Below are 21,270 nucleotides of genomic sequence, written 5' to 3' on the forward strand. Positions count from 1 at the left end.
TAACCGCAGATGAAATCGGAATGATTAAACCGCAGAGGACACAGAGAACGCAGAGAAAGAGAACAGAGAGAGCGATGATTCCGAGGAAGGACGAATTTGATATAATTTATCGGCGTTTATCTGTGTTTATCTGCGGTTGAAAAAGGGAGTTGATTGACCGCAGATGAAAATGGATTGAGGCGGATTTAGATCGCGCTTTCGGTTTTGGTGGTAGGCTGGGGATGTGGGGTGTAGCGGAAGGGCGATCGAGGTTATTTATGGATGCTAAAGAACTTTTAGAAAGATACGCTAAAGGCGAACGTAAATTTCCGAATGCAAAGTTAAGTGGGGTAGACCTTAAAGGTGCTGACCTGAGTGGGATAGACCTACAAAGTGCTGATTTGACTGGGGCTGATTTGAGTGGCACAAACCTAACAAATGCGATTTTTTACGCTGTTAATTTGAGTCGGGCATCCTTGACAAGTGCAAACATGAGTGGAATACGTTGTGATTCAGCTAATCTAAGTTTAGCAGAACTCAACGGTGCAAATTTGAGTAAAGCAAATCTGAGTAGTTCCAACTTGACTAATGCTAATCTTGACAAGGCAAATCTGAGTGGTGCAAATCTAACCGCTACTAACTTAAGTAGAGCCTCCTTGTTTCACGCAGACTTAAATAGAGCGGACTTGACTAACGCTAATCTGACTGAAGCCAACATAATTCAAGCAGATTTAACTTCTGCAATTTTAAGTGGTGTAAAACTCTTAGAGGCAAAAAATATCAACGGTTCTAAACTTAGGGCAGTCAAATTGCCCGAAAAGAATTTGTCAGGAATGAAGTTGATAAATGTAGATTTAAGTGTGGCAAACTTGGCAAAAGCTAACCTTAAAAAAGCTTGCTTGCAAGGCTCGGATCTAGAAAGAGCTAATCTGCGAGGAGCAAATTTAAGTAGAGCAGATTTAAGTAGAACCAACTTGAAAAGGGCAGACTTAACTGACGCAATAACCTATGGCTGGAATATCGAAAATGCAGACTTAACTGGTGCTATAATGCCCGATGGAGAAATCTACGAGCCAGAAACCTCTAACGCAGAACTCTACCAGCCAGAAACTTCGGAAAAATCATCCCAAAAGGTAACATCTATGACGCGCAAAATTATTCGTACTGACAAAGCACCGGCACCCGTGGGCCCTTACAATCAAGCGATCGCCGCTACGGGCACTATGCTGTTTGTAGCCGGTCAAATTGCGATCGACATTAGACTAAACGATATTGTCTACACCGACGATGTGGCAAAACAAACCGAACAAGTTATGGCAAATCTCGAAGCCATTCTCACAGAAGCGGGCGCTACTTGGTTGGATGTGGTAAAAACTACGGTTTTCCTCAAAGATATGAATGATTTCGCCGCTGTGAATGCGGTTTATGCGAAATATTTTGATGCGGAAACTGCACCGGCGCGCGCTTGTGTGGAGGTTTCGCGTTTGCCGAAAGATGTGTTAGTTGAAATTGACTGTATTGCTGTTATTTGATTTGAGCTTCTTTTAGATGCCCGACATCTTGAAGAAGTCGGGCATCTGGATATTATGTTTTTTTAATGTTTTTGCAGTTGGGAAACTTGAATCTTCGGCAATTCTTTCCATTCGGGATCAATGGGTGAGTAGCAACAGTAACACACCGCTAAACAGTCGTATTCAGCATTCGGAATTTCAGGTCTGTACTCCTCTACGCGCGAAACCTCCCAATCTCCCCAGCGAACGTGAGTGCTCGCAGCAGGGGATTTAGGATCTGCACTCTCCTTAAATTGGGCAAAGTTTCGCAGGCGATCGCCCGTTTTAGGCAGAGGTTTGTTTGAGTAGTCGTAGTGTTCTGCTAGGATACTCGTGAGAGCACCTGTATGGGAAAGCAATCTCTCCTCCCATCCAGGGGAAGAAAGCGATTCTGTTTTGAAAATGATCAACCGTTTTGGCATTGATTTATTCCTTTCTCTCGTGTTCGGGTTCGTATGGACTCGGTGGAAACTCTGTCAACCCTTCAAAGACACAATCAACCTTAAGTATCGAAGCGTTTGTTTTTTCCCATCGGATTAATTCCCATCCCTGACGCTTGGCCATTTGATCGCATTTCTCTGGATCAGTTGCACTATGACGGCTAATATTCTCGTCTGGATCGTAGCGAGGTCTTAATGTCATCTTTATCTGCGTTTTTCTACAGACGCTGATGAAAATCCTACCTGCTATTTTCACCTGCGATGTCTGCGGTTTACAAGCCTAGATCATATCCTTTATAGTAACTATCTAAGCATACTTTATATTTTATTCAGTCCCCCTCTGCTGGGACTTCATTTATGTAGTTGCGGTTTCAACCGCCGAGGGTAAAGTGCGCGACTTTATTAACTTCTACAGCCGATCGCACTTTTGTCGATCTGTCGCTGTCGCGCACCTACTCCCAAATCAATCTGAAACAATCAGATTTAATCTCAATTAGCAATTAGCAATTACTAATCACCAGTTAGCAATTAGCAATTAGCAATTACTCTATAAGTAATTACCAATTACCAACCGTAAACTATTTATTCAACGCTTCGCGGGCGGCTACCGCTTCGTCGGGATGAATATTCAAGCGGGTCAAATTAATTCGACCTTTATTGTCAATTTCTCGCACTTTGACAATCACTTCATCGTTTACAGCTAACTCGTCTTCCACTTTGCCAACGCGGTAATCCGCTAACTGCGAAATGTGAATCATTCCTTCTTTTCCTGGCAAAATTTCCACAAAAGCGCCGATCGGAATAATTCGAGTTACGCGCCCGACATACACGTCTCCTGCATTCAACTTGCGCGTCATGCCTTGGACAATGTTGTAAGCCCGTTGAGCTTTTTCGCTGTCGTTGCCAGCAATTGTCACGGTTCCGTCGTCTTCGATGTCAATTTTGACACCGGTTTCTTCGGTGATGGCTTTGATCGTTTTGCCACCAGGCCCAATTACCAAACCGATAAATTCTGGATCGATTTTCAGGGTTAGCAAACGCGGTGCAAACGGCGACATTTCCTTGCGGGGAGTGTCGATGGTTGACAGCATTCTTTCTAAAATGTGCAGTCTGGCCGGTTTGGCTTGGCGGATGGCGGTGGCAATCACATCTAAGGGTAAACCTTTGATTTTCATGTCCATCTGCAAAGCAGTAATCCCGGTGTCGGTACCGGCTACTTTGAAGTCCATGTCGCCTAAAAAGTCTTCAATTGCCTGAATGTCAGTCAAAATTCGGACTTCATCGCCTTCTTTAATTAAGCCCATTGCCGCGCCGCTGACGGGTTGGGAAAGGGGAACGCCTGCATCCATTAATGCTAGCGTTGAGGCGCAAACTGAACCCATTGAGGTGGAACCGTCGGAAGAAAGGATTTCTGAAACTACGCGAATCACGTAGGGGAAATCTTCTTTGGATGGCAAAACCGGCAGCAAAGCGCGTTCTGCGAGGGCTCCGTGACCGATTTCTCGGCGTCCGGGCGATCGCATCGGCTTGGTTTCTCCTACCGAAAACGGCGGGAAATTGTAGTGATGCAGGTAGCGTTTGTCTTGCTGCGGGTGCAAGTCGTCTCCTAAGTCTTGGGCGTCGCCTGGGGTTCCCAGGGTAGCTGCGGACAAGACTTGGGTTAAGCCCCGATTAAACAACGCACAGCCGTGTACTCGCGACGGCAGCACGCCTACGCGACAAGAAACGGGTCGCACCTCGTCTAGCTTGCGACCGTCTACACGGATGCCATCTTCGAGGATCTGCTTCCGCATCATTTTTTTGGTAACGTCTTTGAAAACGTTGCCGATCGCCTTGCTGTTGGCGGTGGCCGCTACTTTTACCGGGTCCTCTTCCGGGAGTTCGGCGATCGCAGCTTCGACTTCATTTGCCTTAACTTCGTCCAATGCTGCATTCCGTATTGTTTTGTCTTTTTCAAATCTTGACAAAATGATGCGGATGGGTTCTTGGGCGCGATCGCGAATGAAGGTTTCCAGCGCCGAATCTTGCGATGGCCGTTCCTCTACCACCAAATCGATGCCCAATTCCGCCATAATTTCGCGCTGGGCTTGAATCAAGTCACAGGCTGCTTCATAGCCGAAGTCGATCGCCTCGATGATATCCTGTTCCGGCAATTGGTTGGCGCCGGCTTCTACCATGATTACTCCATCAGGAGAACCGGCTACCACGAGATCCAACTCGCCTTCTTTGATTTCGCTGTAGGTGGGGTTGATGATGAAATCGTCTCCTACCAAACCGACTCGCACCGCCGCCATCGGCCCGTAAAACGGCATTTTCGCCAGCAGAATCGCCACCGAAGCCCCCGTCACCGCCAAAACGTCTGGTGGCACTTGTTCGTCCATCGAAACCGTTGTGGCTACAACTTGGATGTCATCTCGCAGCCAGCTTGGAAATAGCGGACGCAGCGGTCGATCGATCAAACGGCCAGTCAAAGTCACTTTTTCCGGGGGACGCCCTTCCCTTCGCAAAAATCCACCGGGAATTTTACCGCCAGCGTAGAGTCTCTCTTCGTAATCCACCAACAAGGGCAGGAAATCAATTCCTTCTCTCCCCTGCGATCGAGTCGCTGTCACCAAAACCGCCGTGTCACCTGACTGAATCAAAACTGCACCGCCTGCTTGAGGCGCTAGTAAACCAATCTTCAGTCTAATATCCCGTCCATCGAAGGATATTGACTTGTCTATCTCTACCATGTAGCACTGCTTCCTTATCTACCACATTCTTTCTCTGTCGGGATCGTAACATTACCACAGGATGTTTGAGAGTCCGACCCCAAAAGACAGGGATAATTGCCTCGCGATCGACTGTCTGCGTCTGGCTTATGAGCATTTATACTCGAAAATTATTTTTTGCTGTCTGGGGTCGATGCTTCGGTCGATCGTCGGCTAAACGCCTTCCATAGATGGTACGATGAATTTTCGTTTGGGAATTGGGACGTTGAAGGAAGAAGGAAGAAGGAAGAGGGATTTAGTTATCTAGGTCAGGGAATAAGCGGTAAGGTGTGCCATAAGTACCTAAATATACAGGTTCTACCTAATTCCTATCTCGGTCAAAATTTCCTTGGTTTGTTTTAAATAAAATTTTCATAAAGCCCATATAAATGCTGTAGTCAACCTCGCACTTAAATAGAAATATCAGGGTAAAAAAGATGGCAATTTTACACGGCAGTTGGCTCCTAGATAATGAAAAAAGTTGCTTATTTATTTGGGGAGAAATTTGGCGAAAAATAGAGGCAATTGAAATCATAGAATCTGGGATAAATTTACCGCATCCCTTAGCAATGACCGAATCGGAATTTAAGAATTTCCTAAATTCCTTGCAGCAGTCGGGAAAACTGGATTGGCAATTACCGGAAACCGCAGAAACTCCACCGGATAAAAGCAAAAAAACTCGGCGATCGCCCAAAACTCAAAACGCAGAAATTCCCGCCAAAGACTCCTCAATTCAAAAGGAAATTCGGGCGATCGCACTTCCCACCCAAATCTCAGAATCGAACACAAATCTGATGCCGCAGCACTCAGCAGCAGCACTTGAGGAACCCGCTAAAACCGAGGAAATTTACCTTTATCCCTGGCAAGTCGAGGGTTTTTGTCTCAACCCTCAAGCAGCTTTTGTGTTCTTGCAATCACTACCGCTTAACAGCACGGAACCAGACTCTTTTGTCGGCTCAGATTTGCGTTTTTGGTCTCATATTGCTAGGTGGAGTTTGGATTTGTTGGCAAGATGCAAATTTTTGCCTGGATTAGAGAAACAGTCGGACGGTTCTGCTATTGCCAAATGGCAACCGTTGTTAGATAGTTCTACAGATACACTCCGCCTCGCCACTTTTGTCAAGCAAATGCCGACGGCTTGCAGAACATATCAATCGCAGGAAGAAGGAAGTTCGGCAACGGATTCTGTAACGGATGTAACGGATGTCAGGAAGAAGGAAGAAGGAAGAAGGAAGAGGGAAGAAGGAAGAGGGGAAAAGCAAGAAGAATCCAGTCAATTGCCTTTAGCGGTGGATTTGCCGATGGGGGCGGAGGAATTGGTGTTAGGCTTTTTGAGTAGTATTGTAGATAGTCAAGTGCGATCTGCTGGTAGCTCTACTTTAGACATTAAAGCAGTTTCTCCTGTGCGCGAGTGGCTGCAAGCTTTGCAGCAGGAATCTGGGATAGTTCAAGTAGAAACAGCAGCATTGGAAAACTTGGCAACCAAGCTGAGTGCTTGGATTGCACCGCTGCAAAATCAATTATCTCAACAAAGTCAATTTCGCACTTGCTTTCAACTCATACCACCAGCGCCCGGTAAAGCAAGCTGGAATTTAAATTATTGCTTGCAAGCAGCAGATGAAACCGAATTTTTGGTTGACGCGACAACTGTTTGGAACAACTCTGTCGAGCGTTTGGCTTATGCGGGGCGGACAATAGAATTGCCTCAAGAAACTTTGCTCAGCGGCTTGGGTTTAGCCTCGAAACTTTATCCGTTAATTGAACCGAGTTTGCAAGCCCAGCGACCTCAATCTTGCCAATTAAATCCGCTGCAAGCTTACGAGTTTATTAAGTCTGTAGCTTGGCGGTTTGCTGATAGCGGGTTGGGCGTAGTTTTGCCGCCGAGTTTGACAAAGACGGATGGTTGGGCGAGTCGTTTGGGTTTGAGCATTCAAGCGGAAACTCCGAAAGTGACTCCGGCGAAAGGCGGGTTAGGATTGCAAAGTCTGCTAAATTTTAAGTGGGAATTGACGATCGGCGGACAGCGCATTTCTAAGGCAGAATTTGACAGATTGATCGCGTTGAATTCGCCTTTGGTGGAAATTAACGGCGAGTGGGTGGAGTTGCGCGCGCCGGATGTGAAAGCGGCTCAAACTTTTTTTGCCAGCCGCAAAGAGCAAATGACTCTTTCTTTGGAAGATGCTTTGCGTTTGGCGTCGGGCGATTCTCAGATGATCGAAAAATTGCCTGTGGTGAATTTTGAGGCTACGGGTCAACTTCAGGAATTGTTGAATACTTTGAGCGATAATCAAGCGGTAAGTGCGATCGCAACTCCGGCTAGTTTCCGAGGACAATTGCGGCCTTATCAAGCCCTAGGAGCAGGCTGGTTAGCATTCTTAGAACGCTGGGGTTTGGGTGCTTGTCTCGCGGACGATATGGGGCTCGGTAAGACGATCGAGCTAATTGCTTTCCTCGTACACTTACAGGAACAAGATTCTCTAGAAGCGCCAACATTACTGGTTTGTCCGACATCAGTATTGGGCAATTGGGAGCGCGAAGTCAAGAAATTTGGCCCGACGCTGAAAGTGTTAGTTCACCACGGAGACAAACGCGCTAAAGGCAAAGCATTTGCGACGGCAATTAAGGGAAAGGATTTAATCATTACCAGTTACGCGCTGGTATTTCGCGATGCGAAGGAATTTCAAGGAATTAAATGGCAAGGATTGGTTTTAGATGAAGCGCAAAATATTAAAAATTCCGAGGCGAAGCAGTCGCAAGCGGTGCGGCAAATCGAGGCATCTTTTAAAATTGCGCTGACGGGAACTCCGGTGGAAAATAGACTGCAAGAATTGTGGTCTATTTTGGAGTTTCTCAATCCCGGATATTTGGGGCCGCGCAATTTCTTTCAGCGCCGATTTGCAATTCCGATCGAGAAATACGGAGATAGGGAATCATTGCAGACTTTGCGATCGCTCGTTCGGCCTTTCATCCTCCGCCGCCTGAAAACTGACAAAGAAATCATCCAAGATTTGCCCGAAAAACAGGAGATGACAGTATTTTGTGGGCTGGCAAATCAACAGGCGGTATTATATCAGAAAATAGTCGAAGAGTCAATAGCTGAATTAGAGTCAGCCGAAGGTATTCAGCGCCGGGGAATGATTCTGGCTTTGCTGGTAAAACTCAAGCAACTTTGCAACCATCCGGCTCTTGTGAAAGCAGAAGCTAAGCCGAAAGAATTGGGGATTAAGAGTCAGGAATCGGGGAAATTGCAGCGGTTGGTGGAAATGTTAGAAGAGGTGATCGCTGAGGGCGATCGGGCTTTAATTTTTACTCAATTTGCCGAATGGGGAAAACTCCTGAAACCGCATCTAGAACAGCATTTAGGGCGAGAAGTTTTGTTCTTGTACGGAGGAATTCGGCAACAGCAGCGGGAAGAAATGATCGATCGCTTCCAGCACGACCCTCAAGGCCCGCCGATTATGATTTTATCTTTAAAAGCGGGCGGCACAGGTTTGAACTTAACCAGAGCCACCCACGTTTTCCACTATGATAGATGGTGGAATCCCGCAGTAGAAAATCAGGCAACTGACCGCGTATTTCGCATCGGTCAAACTCGCAATGTGCAAGTCCACAAATTTGTCTGCACTGGTACGTTAGAGGAGAAAATACACGATATGATCGAAAGTAAGAAAGCTCTAGCCGAACAAGTTGTCAGCGCCGGCGAAAACTGGCTCACCGAACTCGATACAGACCAACTTCGCAATTTACTCATCCTCGATCGCAATGCTATTATAGAAACGGAAGAAGAATAATGTGTTTAATTTTCTTCGGTTTCTCGTGAGGACTTTAGTTCTCAAAAATCAGAGGAATTACACACTCTGACCAAAGAAACCTGGTTTTTTACCAGGATTAAAGGTTAGAGTCCTGTTTTTCCGTAAAGAACCAGGTTTCTGACTCTCCTAGATAACTAAAGCTTTCTTCCTTCTCTCCTAGATAACTAAAGCTTTCTTCTTTCTTCCTTGTTCCTTCTTCCTTCGGCTTATGATTGACAGAGAATGGTGGACACAACAGTGGTTAGATTTAATAAATACCTACCGCTTCAAAAAGCGCTTAGAACGTGGCTGGCAATACGCGCGCGAGGGTAAAGTTCTCAGCATTAAATTTCCAAATCAAGAAGTAATTGCCATAGTTCAAGGAACCGATCCCAAACCCTATCAAGTTTCTTTAGGACTCGATACATTGACTGATGAAGATTGGGATTATGTGATTGAAAATATGTCGCAAAGAGCAGTGTTTTCAGCTAAATTACTAGCAGGAGAAATGCCACACAATATTGAGGATGTATTTGCGGCCGCCGGCAAAACGCTCTTTCCGTTAAGTTTATCTGATATTCGATCGCGCTGTAGCTGTCCTGACCCCAAAAACCCTTGCAAACACATCAGTGCAGTATACTACTTATTGGGCGATCGCTTCAGTGAAGACCCCTTCGTACTCTTTCAACTGCGGGGGAGAACCAAAGAGCAAATCTTGACAGCACTCCGTCAGAGACGAGGTACGCAAGGAGAGGAAAATTCCCAACTCAACTCCGGCGAAAATGCCCCCACAGCGAATTCTAAATTGCCGAAGGTCGATCGCTTTTGGGAATACAACCAGCAGCTAGAATCATCTTTAGTAGTCATTGTACCGCCGCCCAGCAGCGAAACAGTATTAGATATCTTAGGCCCCATTCCCATCGCAACCGACGGAAAAGGAACCGCTAGCAAATCCTCCCCTGCATCTGATGCACTCAATCAGCATTTTAGCAAAATCTACCAAGCAGTTAGCCAGCAAGCAGTTTTAGCAGCACTGAAACGGAGCGAAGGAGATTAACATAATTTATTCGCAGAGATGATACTAGGGAATATGGCGGATAAAAATCAGGCTTTAATACCAATTTTATTCTTGAGTCCCTCTCTGCTGGAACGAGAGTTTGTTTAGAATAGATTTCAACCGACGAGTCTTACTTTTGGCAATTTCAGTTTAAAGTTCCCACAACTTATTCATAATCTCTATCAATTCCTGGGGGCGTTTAATCAAAAAATCGGGATTGTGTGCAGCCAAAGCCTCCTGAGAATTAAAACCCCAAGCTACAGCCATTACCTTAATTCCTGTTTTTCTAGCAGCGTCTATATCTCTAATCTCATCTCCCACATAAACGACTTGTTTAGGATTTATATGTTCTCTTTTTAGCCAGCTATTAATAACTTTATGTTTGCCAAAAGTTGAACCAGAGTAAATAAATGTGAAAGTGTCTTGCAAACCATTTTTTTCCAGCGATGCCAAGACGTTTTCTCGGGAATTAGATGTGATAATGCCCAGTTGAAATCCCAGTTTTTTTAACTCCAGTAAAACTTCTTTAATCCCCGGAAATAACTGAATGTTGGGAATTTCGCTGCGTAACTCCGCTTTTAACATTCTAATCAACAGCGGGAATTTGAAGATAGAAATGCCCGAATACTGAAGGACTTGCCAAGAAGTTAAATTGCTCAGTTGAGCGATTTGCTCTTTGGTCGCAGATTTAAAGCCTAGTTCTACTGACAAACGGTTGGTGATGCTTAGAAGAATATCGATTGTATCTGCTAAAGTACCGTCAAAATCAAAAATAATTACTTTGGTCATTGGACAATAGCAAATAAGGAACGGGGAAGCATACAATTTTAGATTTTAGATTTTAGATTTTAGATTGGGAATGACTTACTGCATAATGTATTGACTCTTGGCGAGCCGTACATACCCTAGAATTATTATCTATAGGGTAAGATGCCCCTAAACACCCTGAGCGCGAACATCTCAACTTTTAATCGTTAATTTGATTGGCTTTCGCATTTCGCCGCAGCATTTCGGGTTTAATGCGTCGCAGCGCCGAAGCTGTAAATCTGCGATTCCATTCCTCGTCGGAAATGTCGGCTAATTCTGCAAGTGTCGGTGCTATGTTTTCAGGATAAGGCTCAAACTCTGGCACATCAGTTGGTTTCGCAAATCGCTGATTCCAAGGACAAACATCCTGACAAATGTCGCAGCCTGCTACCCAACCTTGTAAATTAGATGCAATTTCGTCGGGCAATTTTTCGGCTCGATTCTCGATCGTGTGATAGGCTATACATCGATCGGCATTCACCACAAAAGGCTCAGTAATTGCCCCCGTCGGACACGCCTCAATGCAGCGAGTGCAAGTACCGCAATGTTCCGTATGGGGTGCATCGGGCGCTAACTCCAAATTAGTCAAGATTTCTCCCAAAAACACCCAAGAACCGTATTCGCGCGAAATTACATTACCATTTTTGGCAATCCAGCCAATCCCGGCACGTTGCGCCCACATTTTATCCTGAACCGGCCCGGTATCAGCATAATACCGCGCTTCAATTCCCTCCCCTTGCGATCGCATCCAATTTGCCAAAACCTTCAGTTTTTTGTGCAAAATTCTGTGGTAATCCCTTCCCCAACCGTAGCGAGAGATTTTAGCATATTCGACCCCTGCCTCGACCCCCCCCTCACAAGAGGGATTTGAGGGGCGTTGGTGAGGTGTGTAGTAGTTGATGGCGACACATATTAATGACTGCACCTCTGGCATTATTAATCGAATATCCTGCCGTTTCGGGTTTGCCATCCATGCCATATCCGCCTGATAACCCTTGTCCAGCCAAGCTTGCAATCTGTGTTTTTCTAGATCGAAATCCGTGTCTTTTGAAGCGATACCGACTTTGTGAAAGCCCAACTCAAGGGCTTTTTGCTTCACCAAAATGCTGCTAATTGGCGCTTTCATTTGATACCAGGCAAATATTTACCTTTTGTATTGACTATTTGGATTTTATATGATAACAAAAGCGATTTTAATGATTGGTTTCCTAAATAAACTAATTCGGCGCACAGTCTAGTGATGGCGATCGCAATTTACCAAACAATTGATTATAGTTTTGTAACTCAGCTATATTTAATTTATATTTGCAATTTTTAACAAAAAGTTACATAATTTTAATCAAGAGAGCTTGAGATTCCCTAACTCAAGTACCTCACTAAAACCACAAATCCCAAAGCATACACATGGCAGTTAGTATTCAATCAGCTCAATCTATTTTCTCGAACACCGAGATTGCGAGCGTTGTGCCGGCTACCACGGAAGCGTTCTACAAACTCAGCGTTGAAGACCAACTCGCACTGCTCTGGTATGCCTACACCGAAATGGGCGTTTCCATTACCGCAGCAGCACCGGGAGTAGCCAGCATGGCGCTTGTCGAAGGCATTCTGAGCGAAATCAAGCAAATGTCGCCTGCTGCTCAAAGCAAAACCATGTTTGACCTAGCCAGCAACGCCGATACAACGATAGGTCGGATTTACACTTCCTTGCGCGTCAACACCAAACTCGGTTTCTGGTACGAGTTGGGACAGTTGATGAAACAGGGCCTTGTCGCTCCGATCCCCGCTGGCTATCAAATGTCTCCCGAAGCCACCGCAGTTCTCGAAACCATCAAGAAACTCGATCCAGGCCAGCAAATTACCGTACTTCGGAATACCGTAGTTAACATGGGCTATGACCCTGCTTTTAACCAAGAGTACGGCAAACGCTCTGCCCCGCGCAGCACTCCCACCGCTCCAGAAGAGCGGGTAAAAACCACAATTGAGGGTATTAGCGAGCAGACTGTGCTCAGCTACATCGACTACATGAACGCTTTCGACTTCACCCCAGCCGTCGGTTTATTTGCTGAAGAAGGTGCCCTGCAACCGCCTTTCCAAAAGCCGATCGTTGGTCGCGAAGCTATCCTCAACTATATGCGGGAAGAGTGCGTCGGACTGAAAATGATGCCCGAGCGAGGCGTATCGGAACCCGCAGAAGATGGCTACCGCCAAGTGAAAGTCACCGGTAAAGTCGAAACTCCCTGGTTCGGATCGAATGTGGGAATGAACATTGCATGGCGGTTTTTGCTCGATCCCCAAGGTCAAATTTTCTTTGTGGCGATCGACTTGTTGGCCTCTCCTAAAGAATTGCTCAATTTGATCCGCAAATAGAATATTCTTGTTTGCTCTTTTAAACAGGCTTCCCCAGAAACCCAGATGCCATTAGGTGTCTGGGTTTATATCATTTTAGATTTGAGATTTTAAATTTTAGATTCAAGAATTGAAGGATGGAAAATGACTGATGGTATCAGGGTTTACAGCTTGGCTACACTTGTATTTTTTGAAAGTAGGATTGATTTTGGTCGATCGCTCTGAAAGCTGCGCTCGACGCTCTGCGGTTCCCGATTCCTCCTTTTTTCGGAGAATTATTTTCCTACCCCTACTTATATCTTTTGAGGGATTTGCTGCGGCAAAGAGAATGATTACAGTATACTCATTCATTTGAAATCACTTGTTTTATGACCGCCACAACTCGACCTATTTTAACTAACTCTATAAAGATTGCAGGCATCACAATGCCAGAGATACTGCAATATTTTGAAACTTTAAACGCGGGGGATTTTGAAGCGACGGCTAATTTATTTGCCGATGATGGGGTTCTGCACGCGCCGTTTGAAGATCCAATTATCGGCAGGATTGCGATCGCCACTTATCTAAAAAAAGAAGCACGAGGAATGCAGCTAGAACCCCAGAAAGGTGTCAGCCAAATTTTAGAAGATGGCAAAGTAGAAGTTCAGGTCAGCGGTCGGGTGCAAACTTCCGCATTTGGCGTTAATGTAGGATGGCTGTTCTTGCTCAATTCTGACCAAAAAATCCTTTCTGTGACGGTCAAACTGTTAGCTTCTCCCCAAGAATTGCTAAACCTGCGGTCACATAAGAAATTTGATGCTTAATAAGGTGTTTCAGATTTAAATTGCCTATTGGGGTTTGACCTGTCGATCGCACGTAATAGTTAAAGTCGTGCGATCGACAGGTTAATCGGCTTTTTCTGGCAAGAATGAGGCAGACACCGGGTTTTTATCCAAATCTTTGGTAAAGTGTCCCTCACGGTATAAAAAATCGGTTTCTTGGCTATTTGTGCGATCTGGACTGTACCCCTACAATCTTACAGTTTCTTAGAGAGGGACGCTACTCCACGAAAAACTGGCTGTCACCGCAGCGTGCGACAGACAGCCAAAGCGAGTCAAAAAGTGCATTGCCAATCATTAATGACTAATGACTAATGACTAATTAAGATTTTTCCGGCAAACTCGCTTCCAACTTTAGACAGTTGCGACCGTCTATTTGCAAAGTGTAGTCCACCCGATCCATAAGTCTACTCATAATCAGCCAGCCGTAGCCGCTTTCCTGTTTAGCTTCCGGCCTCGGAGGATTGTAAGTATCCATTTCGTAACCTTTACCGTAATCCCAAATTTCTAAACCAATATCCCTATTTTTTAAATTCAAGCGAATTAAAACTGGTAAATTGGGTTGATCTTTGTGAGCATGGCGGATCACGTTAGAATAGGCTTCTGCTAACACCAAGCGCAAACGATTCGACTGACGTGGCCAATCGACGTGCTCTCCTAGCTCTACTTCCAAACTGCTCAGCAACCAATTTTCAACAATTGTTAAAAACCGCAAGTCGCTTGGCACATGAAGCTCAGTATTCATAAAAAAATCCCGTAAGTTTGAAAACCCTGTGTCTTCACACCAGGTATGAAACACGACGCGCCGAATGGATTCGGCATCAATACTTGTCGCTACTCGGGGGACACTAGCCTTTTCTGTTTAAAAATCAGGCATTGGTCATTCGGTAGAAGGCAGAAGTTAAGAGTATAGTTGAAAACTTTAGTTATGGGTCTAAAGCCCATTAACAATTGATAATTATACCGAGACTGCAAGCAGCGAGGTATAAAAAATCTTTGTTTCAATCTCTGGCTTTTAAGCTTGGGTTTTTTCTGACCAATGCCTTCTACCTTAACCTTTTACAGGTGTTGAATCCCCCAGAAAAGCGATTCACGAAACTAGCTGCGCCATCGCCGGCTAGGTTTTTTACTGTTGACGATAATGCCGTCCTTTGCAGGACTACTCTGTGAGCCGTCAACCAGCAGCGCTTAAGTTTTTTCGGCTCTCACCCCCGACTATGGGTCGGGAGTCGCTGACAGATTCAAAGAACCTCCAAAGAGAGTATGGTTTGGTCGTCTTCCTGAACGGGATTGTCGGCTCGGATGTGAGCCAACAAATTGTCCAAGTTGAAGGAACCAGGCTCCTGAATCAACAGTTGCCAAAGCCCTTCTTGTTGTAGCATAGAACGGGTTGGTACACCCCCGGAGACCCCTTCAGTGGTGACGCTAGCTTCAGTAATCCCGTCACTCGTCAGCAGAAATACATCTCCCGACTTTAATTCGATCGCACCTGCTTTGCCTCTCCAAACTGGTAGTATCCCCAAGGGAATGCCGCGAGCTTTCAGGAAATTAGGCTCGGCTGGCGTTTTACCGCTAGCGGCTTGAGCTTTCACCTCTGAGTGAGACCAAACAATCGGGTAAATGTGACCGGCATTAGCAAAGGCGAGGTGTCCGGTTGACGGAGTGTAACGAGCAACAACCATTGTAATAAAATGGTTGTTGCCGATCAGGTCGTCAGACATACTGCTATTCATGTTCTGCATAACTTGATCTGGCTCTGGAGAAACTTCTTGGGAAAGTTCCCGCCGCATCACCGAAATCGCGCTGGCCATAAATAGAGCAGCCGGAACTCCCTTACCCGAAACATCTCCCACCGCTATCCAAATATCCCCTTGGGAGTGGACGTAGACTTCAAAAAAGTCGCCGCCAACTTCCCGCGCTGGATAACAGCAAGCTTGCACCCTAACAGTTTCAAAATCCGGCCAACTTTGGCGCAACAAGTTTGTTTGGATTTGGCGAGCCACTTCCAACTCGTTTTGCATCTGCTTGGCTAAATCCAGAGTGCGCTGGTAGAGCTTAGCTTGAGACAGGGCGAGAGCCGCTTGAGCTGCTACACCTTCTATTAACTCTATATCTTCTGCCGACCAAGGGTTAGTGCCGCCAATCTGGCACAAAGCCAGTACCGCCAGTAATTCTTGCTGGTAAGTCAGGGGCACGGCAATCTCAACCGATTTACCGTCCCCCCCGCTGTTTGGGTTCACTTGAGTTTGGCGGCTGGCTACTGCTTGAACCAACAAATTTTCATCAAAAGAAAAACTACTGGCATCGTCGGTTTGGGCTTGGTAGGGGAAGGTACTCGGCAATAGTCGATCGCTCTCTACCGGCCGCAGCATACAATAGTTGGCCTCAAAAGTTTGACCTACGGTTTGAACAATAGTTTGTACCATACTAGAGTAATCTAGCGACCCGCGAATCACGCTCATTACCTCATTGAACAGAGATTCCTTGCGTAAAGCGCGGCGCAATGCAACGCTGCGCTGCTTGTAGTATTTGTAAGTTTCTGAGGCTTGATTGATCACCAATTTGAGTTCTTCAGGATTCCACGGTTTGGTGATGTATTTGAAAACTTGACCTGAGTTGATGGCCTCAACCAAATCTTCAACATCGGTGTATCCCGTTAGCAGAATCCGAATCGTATCGGGAAATCGCTCGACTGTTTTCCCCAAAAACTCGGTGCCATTCATTTCTGGCATCCGCTGGTCAGATATAATCACCGCCATCTCGCCCTGTTCGTCTAGAACTTCCAAGGCGCTGAGGGCGCTATCTGCTTTGTAAACCTGAAAGTCGCGTCGAAACGTCCGGTACAATAAATCCAAGTTATCGGGTTCGTCATCGACTACCATCAGTTTCAGCTTGCTTCCATCTCCCCTACTCATCTTTCTTCCCCCTTGAAAACCCCCACCATAGCTGTATTCAGCAAGGTGGCGGGAGGAAAAGGGGGGCTGGATATATGCAACATATCAGTTACGTCAAGTTGAGTTAAAGAAACCCGTTTTACCTTAAGGTGAGCATTCCTTTCGCACCATCTGTTCGCACAACAGATGAGAGGCTTTCGATACTGTAACCCGCCTCGGTAGGCCGCTTCAATAGGGAAAATTTCCGAGTGAGCTTTCACGCTGTGATACGAGCAATGACCTTGTTAGCAGTCGGTACTTTTATAAACACACCAGCATTCAAAACGGCTAATTAATGCTCTGATTGCAGAGTTCTTAACTAGCTGGGCACTGTCCTCGGTGTGAATTTTAACACTTACTACTAAGGAAGGTATTGCTACCTAAGTCTGGTCAACACTGGCTGTATTTCAAGCCCCACTGTACCCGGAGGGTTAGTGGTGGGTTGTTGGCGCTATTCCCTACCTACACCTGTGCCCAATCGCACTTGATTGCTGCATGCAATTCTCCCTAATCTCTGAACTTTTTGCAGCAATCATATTACTACTGCTGAATCAAGTTATTCTTTCTGCCAGTCTGAGCTTAGCAGAACGAGAGCGGGGATTTCTAGCGACTTCTTCGGATTGTGGCCCGATCGGCTTTTTTGTAAGTACCTGCAAACTGGGTGTTCCTCTGAGTTGGTGCTTGACTGGTCGGTCTTCCAGACTGTGAAATGTAATGATTCCGATTCTCCCACCTGGTTTTAACCACCTTGGCGCTTGGTTGAGGAAAGTTTCTAAAGAAGCGAGTTCGGAGTTGACAGCTATCCTTAAAGCTTGGAAAGTACGGGTGGCAGGATGGATTCTGCCGTTGCGCTGCTTGGGGGGGAAGCTGGAGGCTATCGCCCCTGCAAGTTCTGTTGTTGTTTGAAAAGGACGCCCTTGCACAATCCGCCTCGCGATGCGCCGCGACAGTCGTTCCTCGCCGTACTTGTAAATAATATCTGCTAGTTTAACTTCTTCCCAGTGGTTGATAATCTCTTCTGCCGTCAAAGATTGCTGCTGGTTCATACGCATATCTAGTTGAGCTGGGTGGCGAAAACTAAATCCTCGTTCCGGTGTATCGAACTGAGCAGAGCTGACGCCCAAGTCTGCTATGATACCATCAAATTCGGCCTCTGGGGACTGATATTCAGCAAAGTTGCCGTGCCAAAACTCAACGGGCGAGTTGGCAAATCTGGCTTGGCAAAAACGGATGGCTTGTTCATCGCGGTCGATCGCCACCACTGTAACATCTGGCGCCGCCGCTAAAATCAAACTCGTGTGTCCGCCGCCCCCAAGCGTCGCGTCCAAATAGTGTCCCCCTGGACGCACAGCCAAACCCGCAATTAATTCTTGACCCAAAACTGGAACGTGATAGGTGTCAATACTGACATCTGATCCAGGGGTATGCTTCTCACAGAGCTCGATATCCTTCATAATCTATAACAGCGAAACAAAAATCAACAATAGTCAGTAATCATTAATTCATTTAATTATGTCAAGAATTGAGACTAGAACCGAACCGATGGTGCTCAACATGGGGCCGCACCACCCTTCCATGCACGGCGTACTCCGGCTAATTGTCACCCTAGACGGGGAAGATGTGGTGGACTGCGAGCCAGTTTTGGGCTATCTGCACCGGGGGATGGAAAAAATCGCCGAAAATCGCACCAACGTGATGTACGTGCCCTACGTGAGCCGCTGGGACTATGCCGAGGGGATGTTTAACGAAGCGGTGACAGTAAATGCGCCGGAAAAGTTGGCGAATATTGCTGTCCCCAAACGGGCTAGTTACATTCGGGTAATCATGCTGGAGTTGAACCGGATTGCTAACCATTTGTTGTGGTTGGGGCCGTTTTTGGCGGACGTGGGGGCACAAACTCCTTTTTTCTATACTATGCGCGATCGCGAACCAATTCTCGACTTGTGGGAAGCCGCTACAGGTTATCGCATGGTGAATAATAACTATTTCCGCATTGGCGGAGTCGCCGCAGATTTGCCCTACGGTTGGGTAGATAAATGCGAAGATTTCTGCGATTATTTCGTTCCCAAAATTGACGAGTACGAACGTTTAATTACCAACAACCCAATCTTCCGCCGCCGGATTGAAGGCCTGGGTACTATTTCTCGCGAAGAAGCGATTAACTGGGGACTTTCCGGCCCCATGTTGCGCGCTTCCGGCGTTAAGTGGGATTTGCGGAAAGTTGACCATTACGAATGTTACGACGACTTCGACTGGGAAGTTTGTACCGAAGCTGCTGGCGATTGTTTGGCCCGGTATTTGGTGCGGGTTCGGGAGATGCGCGAGTCGGTTAAAATTCTTTATCAAGCCTTGAAAGGACTCCCCGGTGGGTCTTACGAGAATTTGGAAGCGAAGCGACTCGAAAGCGGACCCAAATCTGAATGGAATGGTTTTGACTATCAGTTTATTGGCAAAAAAGTAGCGCCGACTTTTAAGATTCCCAAGGGCGAACATTATGTCCGCGTTGAAAGCGGCAAGGGTGAGTTGGGGATTTATATTATCGGGGATGATAATGTGTTTCCTTGGCGCTGGAAGATTCGGACTGGGGATTTTAATAATTTGCAGATTTTGCCTCACATTGTGCGCGGCGTAAAAATTGCCGATTTGGTGGCAATTTTGGGGAGTATCGACATTATTATGGGCTCAGTTGACAGGTAGGTTTTGTCGGTTTTGATCTAAGAAATTAACCCGGTTTTTTTATGGAACCGGGTTAATTTTTTTGAACCGCAGATCAACGCGGATATCGATTAATATTGCTATTAACGTCGCTAAAATCTACCTTATTTCTCTCTACTCTCTTCCTCTGTGCCCTCTGTGCCCTCTGCGGTTAATAAAAAAATCTCTCCTTCACCAATGAAATAACATCAACTTTGATTCGAGAAATTATGAAAGTTCAGCAATCAGATATCAATGACAGCAACTCGGATCTCTGCGCTTTAATCCGCGAAGTAATTGCCGCCAGTCCGCAGCAGCGAATTACTTTTGCTGAGTATATGAATTTGGCATTATATCATCCCCAGCACGGTTATTACAATAGCGATCGCCAGTCGATCGGCAAACAAGGCGATTTTATCACGTCGTCTCATTGGGGTGCTGATTTTGCGGAGGTTTTGGCACAGCAGTTTGTGGAAATGTGGGAAATTCTCGATCGCCCTCAAAACTTCGTGATCCTAGAAATGGGCGCGGGGCGGGGAACTTTTGCCAAAAATGTGCTGCAATATCTGCAAATACAATATCCCGATTTCTTTCATATTTTAGAATACATTATTATTGAACTTTCCCCTGTACTCCAAGCGGAACAGCGGCAAATGTTAGCCGATATTAAGTGTGTTAAGTGGTGTAAGTGGGAAGAGATAGTTAATAACTCAATTGTCGGTTGTTTCTTTTCTAATGAGTTAGTGGATGCTTTGCCCGTGCATCAATTCATTCTGGAAGAAGGGCAAGTTAGGGAGATTTACGTTGCCGCAGAAAATCCAAAAAATGAACAAGAAGAGATAAATTTTGTTGAGGTAGTTGGCGAAGTTTCCACCCCTAAAATTGCCGACTATTTGGATTTGGTGGGCATCGATTTGTCGGCGAGTGGTTATGGGAATGGTTATCGCAGTGAGGTGAATTTGGCGGCTTTGGACTGGATGAGTACAGTTGCTCAAAAGTTGCAGCGGGGATATTTGTTAACTATTGATTACGGTTATCCGGCGCACCGCTATTACAATCCGAGGCGCAGGGAGGGGACGCTACAGTGTTATTATCGCCACCGATATCACAATAATCCTTATATTAATGTGGGGCGGCAGGATTTAACGGCTCATGTTAATTTTACGGCGTTGGAAAGGCAGGGTGAATTGTGCGGTTTGGATACGGTGGGGTTTACTCAACAGGCTTTGTTTTTGATGGCGTTGGGTTTGGGCGATCGTATTGCTTCTCTGTCTACAAATGATGCGGAAGTATTGGATGTGGCAACGTTTTTGCGCCGACGGGAGGCTTTGCATCAGTTGATCGATCCGATGGGTTTGGGGGGTTTTGGGGTTTTGGTGCAGTCGAAGGGGTTGAGGGAGGAGGAAAAGGGGAGAATTTTGAAGGGTTTGATGGTGCCTGATTAGTGATTAAAAGTTTAATTTCCACTAATCTCCACCAGTGGTTCACCTGCTTTCAATATCTCCAAAGCTTCAGGTAATGTTGCACTCAAAATCTCTCGCAACCGAGCGTTTGATGTATTGCCGCACGTCAACCAAATAATCTGTGGCGGTGAACCAAGGCGATCAACCAAATCAACAAAGTCACTATCTTTAGTCATTACGATCACTCCCTGCGCTCTCGATGCCTCAAAAATTTCAGGATCTTCGGCATCTCTCAAGCCAATCTCACGCAAGCCTACTGCTGTGACACCAAATGTGTTTGTAATCCAGGTTGCGATCGCCGGTGACAGATGTGCATCTACCCAAATTATTGTCATGCAACCAATACCGGATGATTGAGTTTGCGCGAAGCATACAAAAGAGAAGCTCTCAGATCGTCTGCTTCAAGATCGGGCATTTCTTCTAGTATTTGTTCCGCACTCAAACCAGCCACAAATAAGTCCAGTACGTCTGATACCCGAATTCTCATGCCGCGAATGCAAGGGCGACCGCCACACTGTCTAGGATTAACCGTGATTCTTGCGAATATATCTGACATTAAAGTTAGCTCCTACAACGCTTAGTTATAGTATGAATGAGTGCGAGCGTAATTGTCAATAACTGGATTCCCATGATTATTAACTA

Annotated in this window: 17 protein-coding genes; 7 read left to right on the forward strand and 10 right to left on the reverse strand. The window is 45.9% G+C overall.

All coding sequences use genetic code 11. From position 1 onward, the window contains the following. Positions 1-221: 221 nt before the first annotated feature. Entirely contained in the window at positions 222-1,511 is a 1,290-nt protein-coding gene (locus QUA53_RS13285; RefSeq protein ID WP_333097403.1) for a Rid family detoxifying hydrolase, read from the forward strand. Positions 1,512-1,573: 62 nt separating this feature from the next. Here QUA53_RS13285 and QUA53_RS13290 read toward each other — a convergent pair whose 3' ends face one another. The 3 genes from QUA53_RS13290 to QUA53_RS13300 form a co-directional block, all read right to left on the reverse strand. Next, positions 1,574-1,951 (reverse strand): hypothetical protein, encoded by a 378-nt coding sequence (locus QUA53_RS13290; RefSeq protein ID WP_333097401.1) that lies wholly within the window; start codon positions 1,949-1,951, stop codon positions 1,574-1,576. Positions 1,952-1,955: 4 nt separating this feature from the next. Further along, the gene (locus QUA53_RS13295) at positions 1,956-2,171 is read right to left on the reverse strand and encodes a hypothetical protein (protein WP_333097399.1); all 216 of its coding nucleotides are present in this window, start codon (positions 2,169-2,171) and stop codon (positions 1,956-1,958) included. A gap of 376 nt (positions 2,172-2,547) precedes the next feature. Further along, complete coding sequence (locus QUA53_RS13300) at positions 2,548-4,701, reverse strand: polyribonucleotide nucleotidyltransferase (RefSeq protein ID WP_333097397.1); 2,154 nt, start codon at positions 4,699-4,701, stop codon at positions 2,548-2,550. A 455-nt stretch (positions 4,702-5,156) separates the two neighbouring features. Here QUA53_RS13300 and QUA53_RS13305 point away from each other — a divergent pair, with 455 nt between their 5' ends. Both QUA53_RS13305 and QUA53_RS13310 read left to right on the forward strand, forming a co-directional pair. Continuing rightward, entirely contained in the window at positions 5,157-8,510 is a 3,354-nt protein-coding gene (locus QUA53_RS13305) for a DEAD/DEAH box helicase (protein ID WP_333097395.1), read from the forward strand. A gap of 229 nt (positions 8,511-8,739) precedes the next feature. Beyond that, positions 8,740-9,567 carry an SWIM zinc finger family protein gene (locus tag QUA53_RS13310; RefSeq protein WP_333097393.1) on the forward strand — a complete coding sequence of 276 codons (828 nt, stop codon included), beginning with the start codon at positions 8,740-8,742 and terminating at the stop codon, positions 9,565-9,567. 150 nt (positions 9,568-9,717) lie between these two features. Here the strand turns inward: QUA53_RS13310 and QUA53_RS13315 are convergent, their stop codons facing one another. Further along, positions 9,718-10,356 carry an HAD-IA family hydrolase gene (locus tag QUA53_RS13315; protein WP_333097392.1) on the reverse strand — a complete coding sequence of 213 codons (639 nt, stop codon included), beginning with the start codon at positions 10,354-10,356 and terminating at the stop codon, positions 9,718-9,720. Between the two features lie 178 nt (positions 10,357-10,534). Further along, positions 10,535-11,500 (reverse strand): tRNA epoxyqueuosine(34) reductase QueG, encoded by a 966-nt coding sequence (queG, locus tag QUA53_RS13320; RefSeq protein WP_333097390.1) that lies wholly within the window; start codon positions 11,498-11,500, stop codon positions 10,535-10,537. 278 nt (positions 11,501-11,778) lie between these two features. Between queG and QUA53_RS13325 the strand changes: the two genes are divergently transcribed. Continuing rightward, positions 11,779-12,741 (forward strand): orange carotenoid protein N-terminal domain-containing protein, encoded by a 963-nt coding sequence (locus QUA53_RS13325; protein WP_333097388.1) that lies wholly within the window; start codon positions 11,779-11,781, stop codon positions 12,739-12,741. A 347-nt stretch (positions 12,742-13,088) separates the two neighbouring features. Beyond that, positions 13,089-13,523 (forward strand): nuclear transport factor 2 family protein, encoded by a 435-nt coding sequence (locus tag QUA53_RS13330; protein ID WP_333097387.1) that lies wholly within the window; start codon positions 13,089-13,091, stop codon positions 13,521-13,523. A 337-nt stretch (positions 13,524-13,860) separates the two neighbouring features. Here the strand turns inward: QUA53_RS13330 and QUA53_RS13335 are convergent, their stop codons facing one another. From QUA53_RS13335 to rsmH, 3 genes are all read right to left on the reverse strand, one after another. Next, positions 13,861-14,283 carry an ATP-binding protein gene (locus tag QUA53_RS13335; RefSeq protein ID WP_006633914.1) on the reverse strand — a complete coding sequence of 141 codons (423 nt, stop codon included), beginning with the start codon at positions 14,281-14,283 and terminating at the stop codon, positions 13,861-13,863. A 496-nt stretch (positions 14,284-14,779) separates the two neighbouring features. Continuing rightward, complete coding sequence (locus QUA53_RS13340; RefSeq protein WP_333066376.1) at positions 14,780-16,453, reverse strand: SpoIIE family protein phosphatase; 1,674 nt, start codon at positions 16,451-16,453, stop codon at positions 14,780-14,782. A gap of 569 nt (positions 16,454-17,022) precedes the next feature. Next, positions 17,023-17,925, reverse strand: coding sequence for a 16S rRNA (cytosine(1402)-N(4))-methyltransferase RsmH (rsmH, locus tag QUA53_RS13345; RefSeq protein ID WP_333097386.1), 903 nt, complete (start codon positions 17,923-17,925; stop codon positions 17,023-17,025). A gap of 58 nt (positions 17,926-17,983) precedes the next feature. Here rsmH and QUA53_RS13350 point away from each other — a divergent pair, with 58 nt between their 5' ends. Both QUA53_RS13350 and QUA53_RS13355 read left to right on the forward strand, forming a co-directional pair. Beyond that, entirely contained in the window at positions 17,984-19,168 is a 1,185-nt protein-coding gene (locus QUA53_RS13350; RefSeq protein WP_333097385.1) for an NAD(P)H-quinone oxidoreductase subunit H, read from the forward strand. 227 nt (positions 19,169-19,395) lie between these two features. Then, a complete protein-coding gene (locus QUA53_RS13355; protein ID WP_333097384.1) occupies positions 19,396-20,610 on the forward strand; it encodes a class I SAM-dependent methyltransferase in 1,215 nt (404 codons plus the stop codon). A gap of 11 nt (positions 20,611-20,621) precedes the next feature. Here the strand turns inward: QUA53_RS13355 and QUA53_RS13360 are convergent, their stop codons facing one another. Next, positions 20,622-20,963: a DUF5615 family PIN-like protein gene (locus tag QUA53_RS13360; protein ID WP_190734538.1), complete on the reverse strand. Its 342-nt coding sequence runs from the start codon at positions 20,961-20,963 to the stop codon at positions 20,622-20,624. After that, positions 20,960-21,184: a DUF433 domain-containing protein gene (locus QUA53_RS13365; protein ID WP_333097382.1), complete on the reverse strand. Its 225-nt coding sequence runs from the start codon at positions 21,182-21,184 to the stop codon at positions 20,960-20,962. The genes QUA53_RS13360 and QUA53_RS13365 overlap by 4 nt, the downstream gene beginning before the upstream one ends. Positions 21,185-21,270: the final 86 nt, after the last annotated feature.

Origin of the sequence: Microcoleus sp. Pol12B3, from assembly GCF_036701355.1 — a bacterium.
In the GTDB taxonomy this organism is placed as follows: domain Bacteria; phylum Cyanobacteriota; class Cyanobacteriia; order Cyanobacteriales; family Microcoleaceae; genus Microcoleus.

Excerpts from the sequence above, each read along its gene's own strand:
- QUA53_RS13285 (WP_333097403.1), top strand. The coding sequence starts at position 222 with ATGTGGGGTGTAGCGGAAGGGCGATCGAGGTTATTTATGGATGCTAAA.
- QUA53_RS13290 (WP_333097401.1), bottom strand. The coding sequence starts at position 1,951 with ATGCCAAAACGGTTGATCATTTTCAAAACAGAATCGCTTTCTTCCCCT.
- QUA53_RS13295 (WP_333097399.1), bottom strand. The coding sequence starts at position 2,171 with ATGACATTAAGACCTCGCTACGATCCAGACGAGAATATTAGCCGTCAT.
- QUA53_RS13300 (WP_333097397.1), bottom strand. The coding sequence starts at position 4,701 with ATGGTAGAGATAGACAAGTCAATATCCTTCGATGGACGGGATATTAGA.
- QUA53_RS13305 (WP_333097395.1), top strand. The coding sequence starts at position 5,157 with ATGGCAATTTTACACGGCAGTTGGCTCCTAGATAATGAAAAAAGTTGC.
- QUA53_RS13310 (WP_333097393.1), top strand. The coding sequence starts at position 8,740 with ATGATTGACAGAGAATGGTGGACACAACAGTGGTTAGATTTAATAAAT.
- QUA53_RS13315 (WP_333097392.1), bottom strand. The coding sequence starts at position 10,356 with ATGACCAAAGTAATTATTTTTGATTTTGACGGTACTTTAGCAGATACA.
- queG (WP_333097390.1), bottom strand. The coding sequence starts at position 11,500 with ATGAAAGCGCCAATTAGCAGCATTTTGGTGAAGCAAAAAGCCCTTGAG.
- QUA53_RS13325 (WP_333097388.1), top strand. The coding sequence starts at position 11,779 with ATGGCAGTTAGTATTCAATCAGCTCAATCTATTTTCTCGAACACCGAG.
- QUA53_RS13330 (WP_333097387.1), top strand. The coding sequence starts at position 13,089 with ATGACCGCCACAACTCGACCTATTTTAACTAACTCTATAAAGATTGCA.
- QUA53_RS13335 (WP_006633914.1), bottom strand. The coding sequence starts at position 14,283 with ATGAATACTGAGCTTCATGTGCCAAGCGACTTGCGGTTTTTAACAATT.
- QUA53_RS13340 (WP_333066376.1), bottom strand. The coding sequence starts at position 16,453 with ATGAGTAGGGGAGATGGAAGCAAGCTGAAACTGATGGTAGTCGATGAC.
- rsmH (WP_333097386.1), bottom strand. The coding sequence starts at position 17,925 with ATGAAGGATATCGAGCTCTGTGAGAAGCATACCCCTGGATCAGATGTC.
- QUA53_RS13350 (WP_333097385.1), top strand. The coding sequence starts at position 17,984 with ATGTCAAGAATTGAGACTAGAACCGAACCGATGGTGCTCAACATGGGG.
- QUA53_RS13355 (WP_333097384.1), top strand. The coding sequence starts at position 19,396 with ATGAAAGTTCAGCAATCAGATATCAATGACAGCAACTCGGATCTCTGC.
- QUA53_RS13360 (WP_190734538.1), bottom strand. The coding sequence starts at position 20,963 with ATGACAATAATTTGGGTAGATGCACATCTGTCACCGGCGATCGCAACC.
- QUA53_RS13365 (WP_333097382.1), bottom strand. The coding sequence starts at position 21,184 with ATGTCAGATATATTCGCAAGAATCACGGTTAATCCTAGACAGTGTGGC.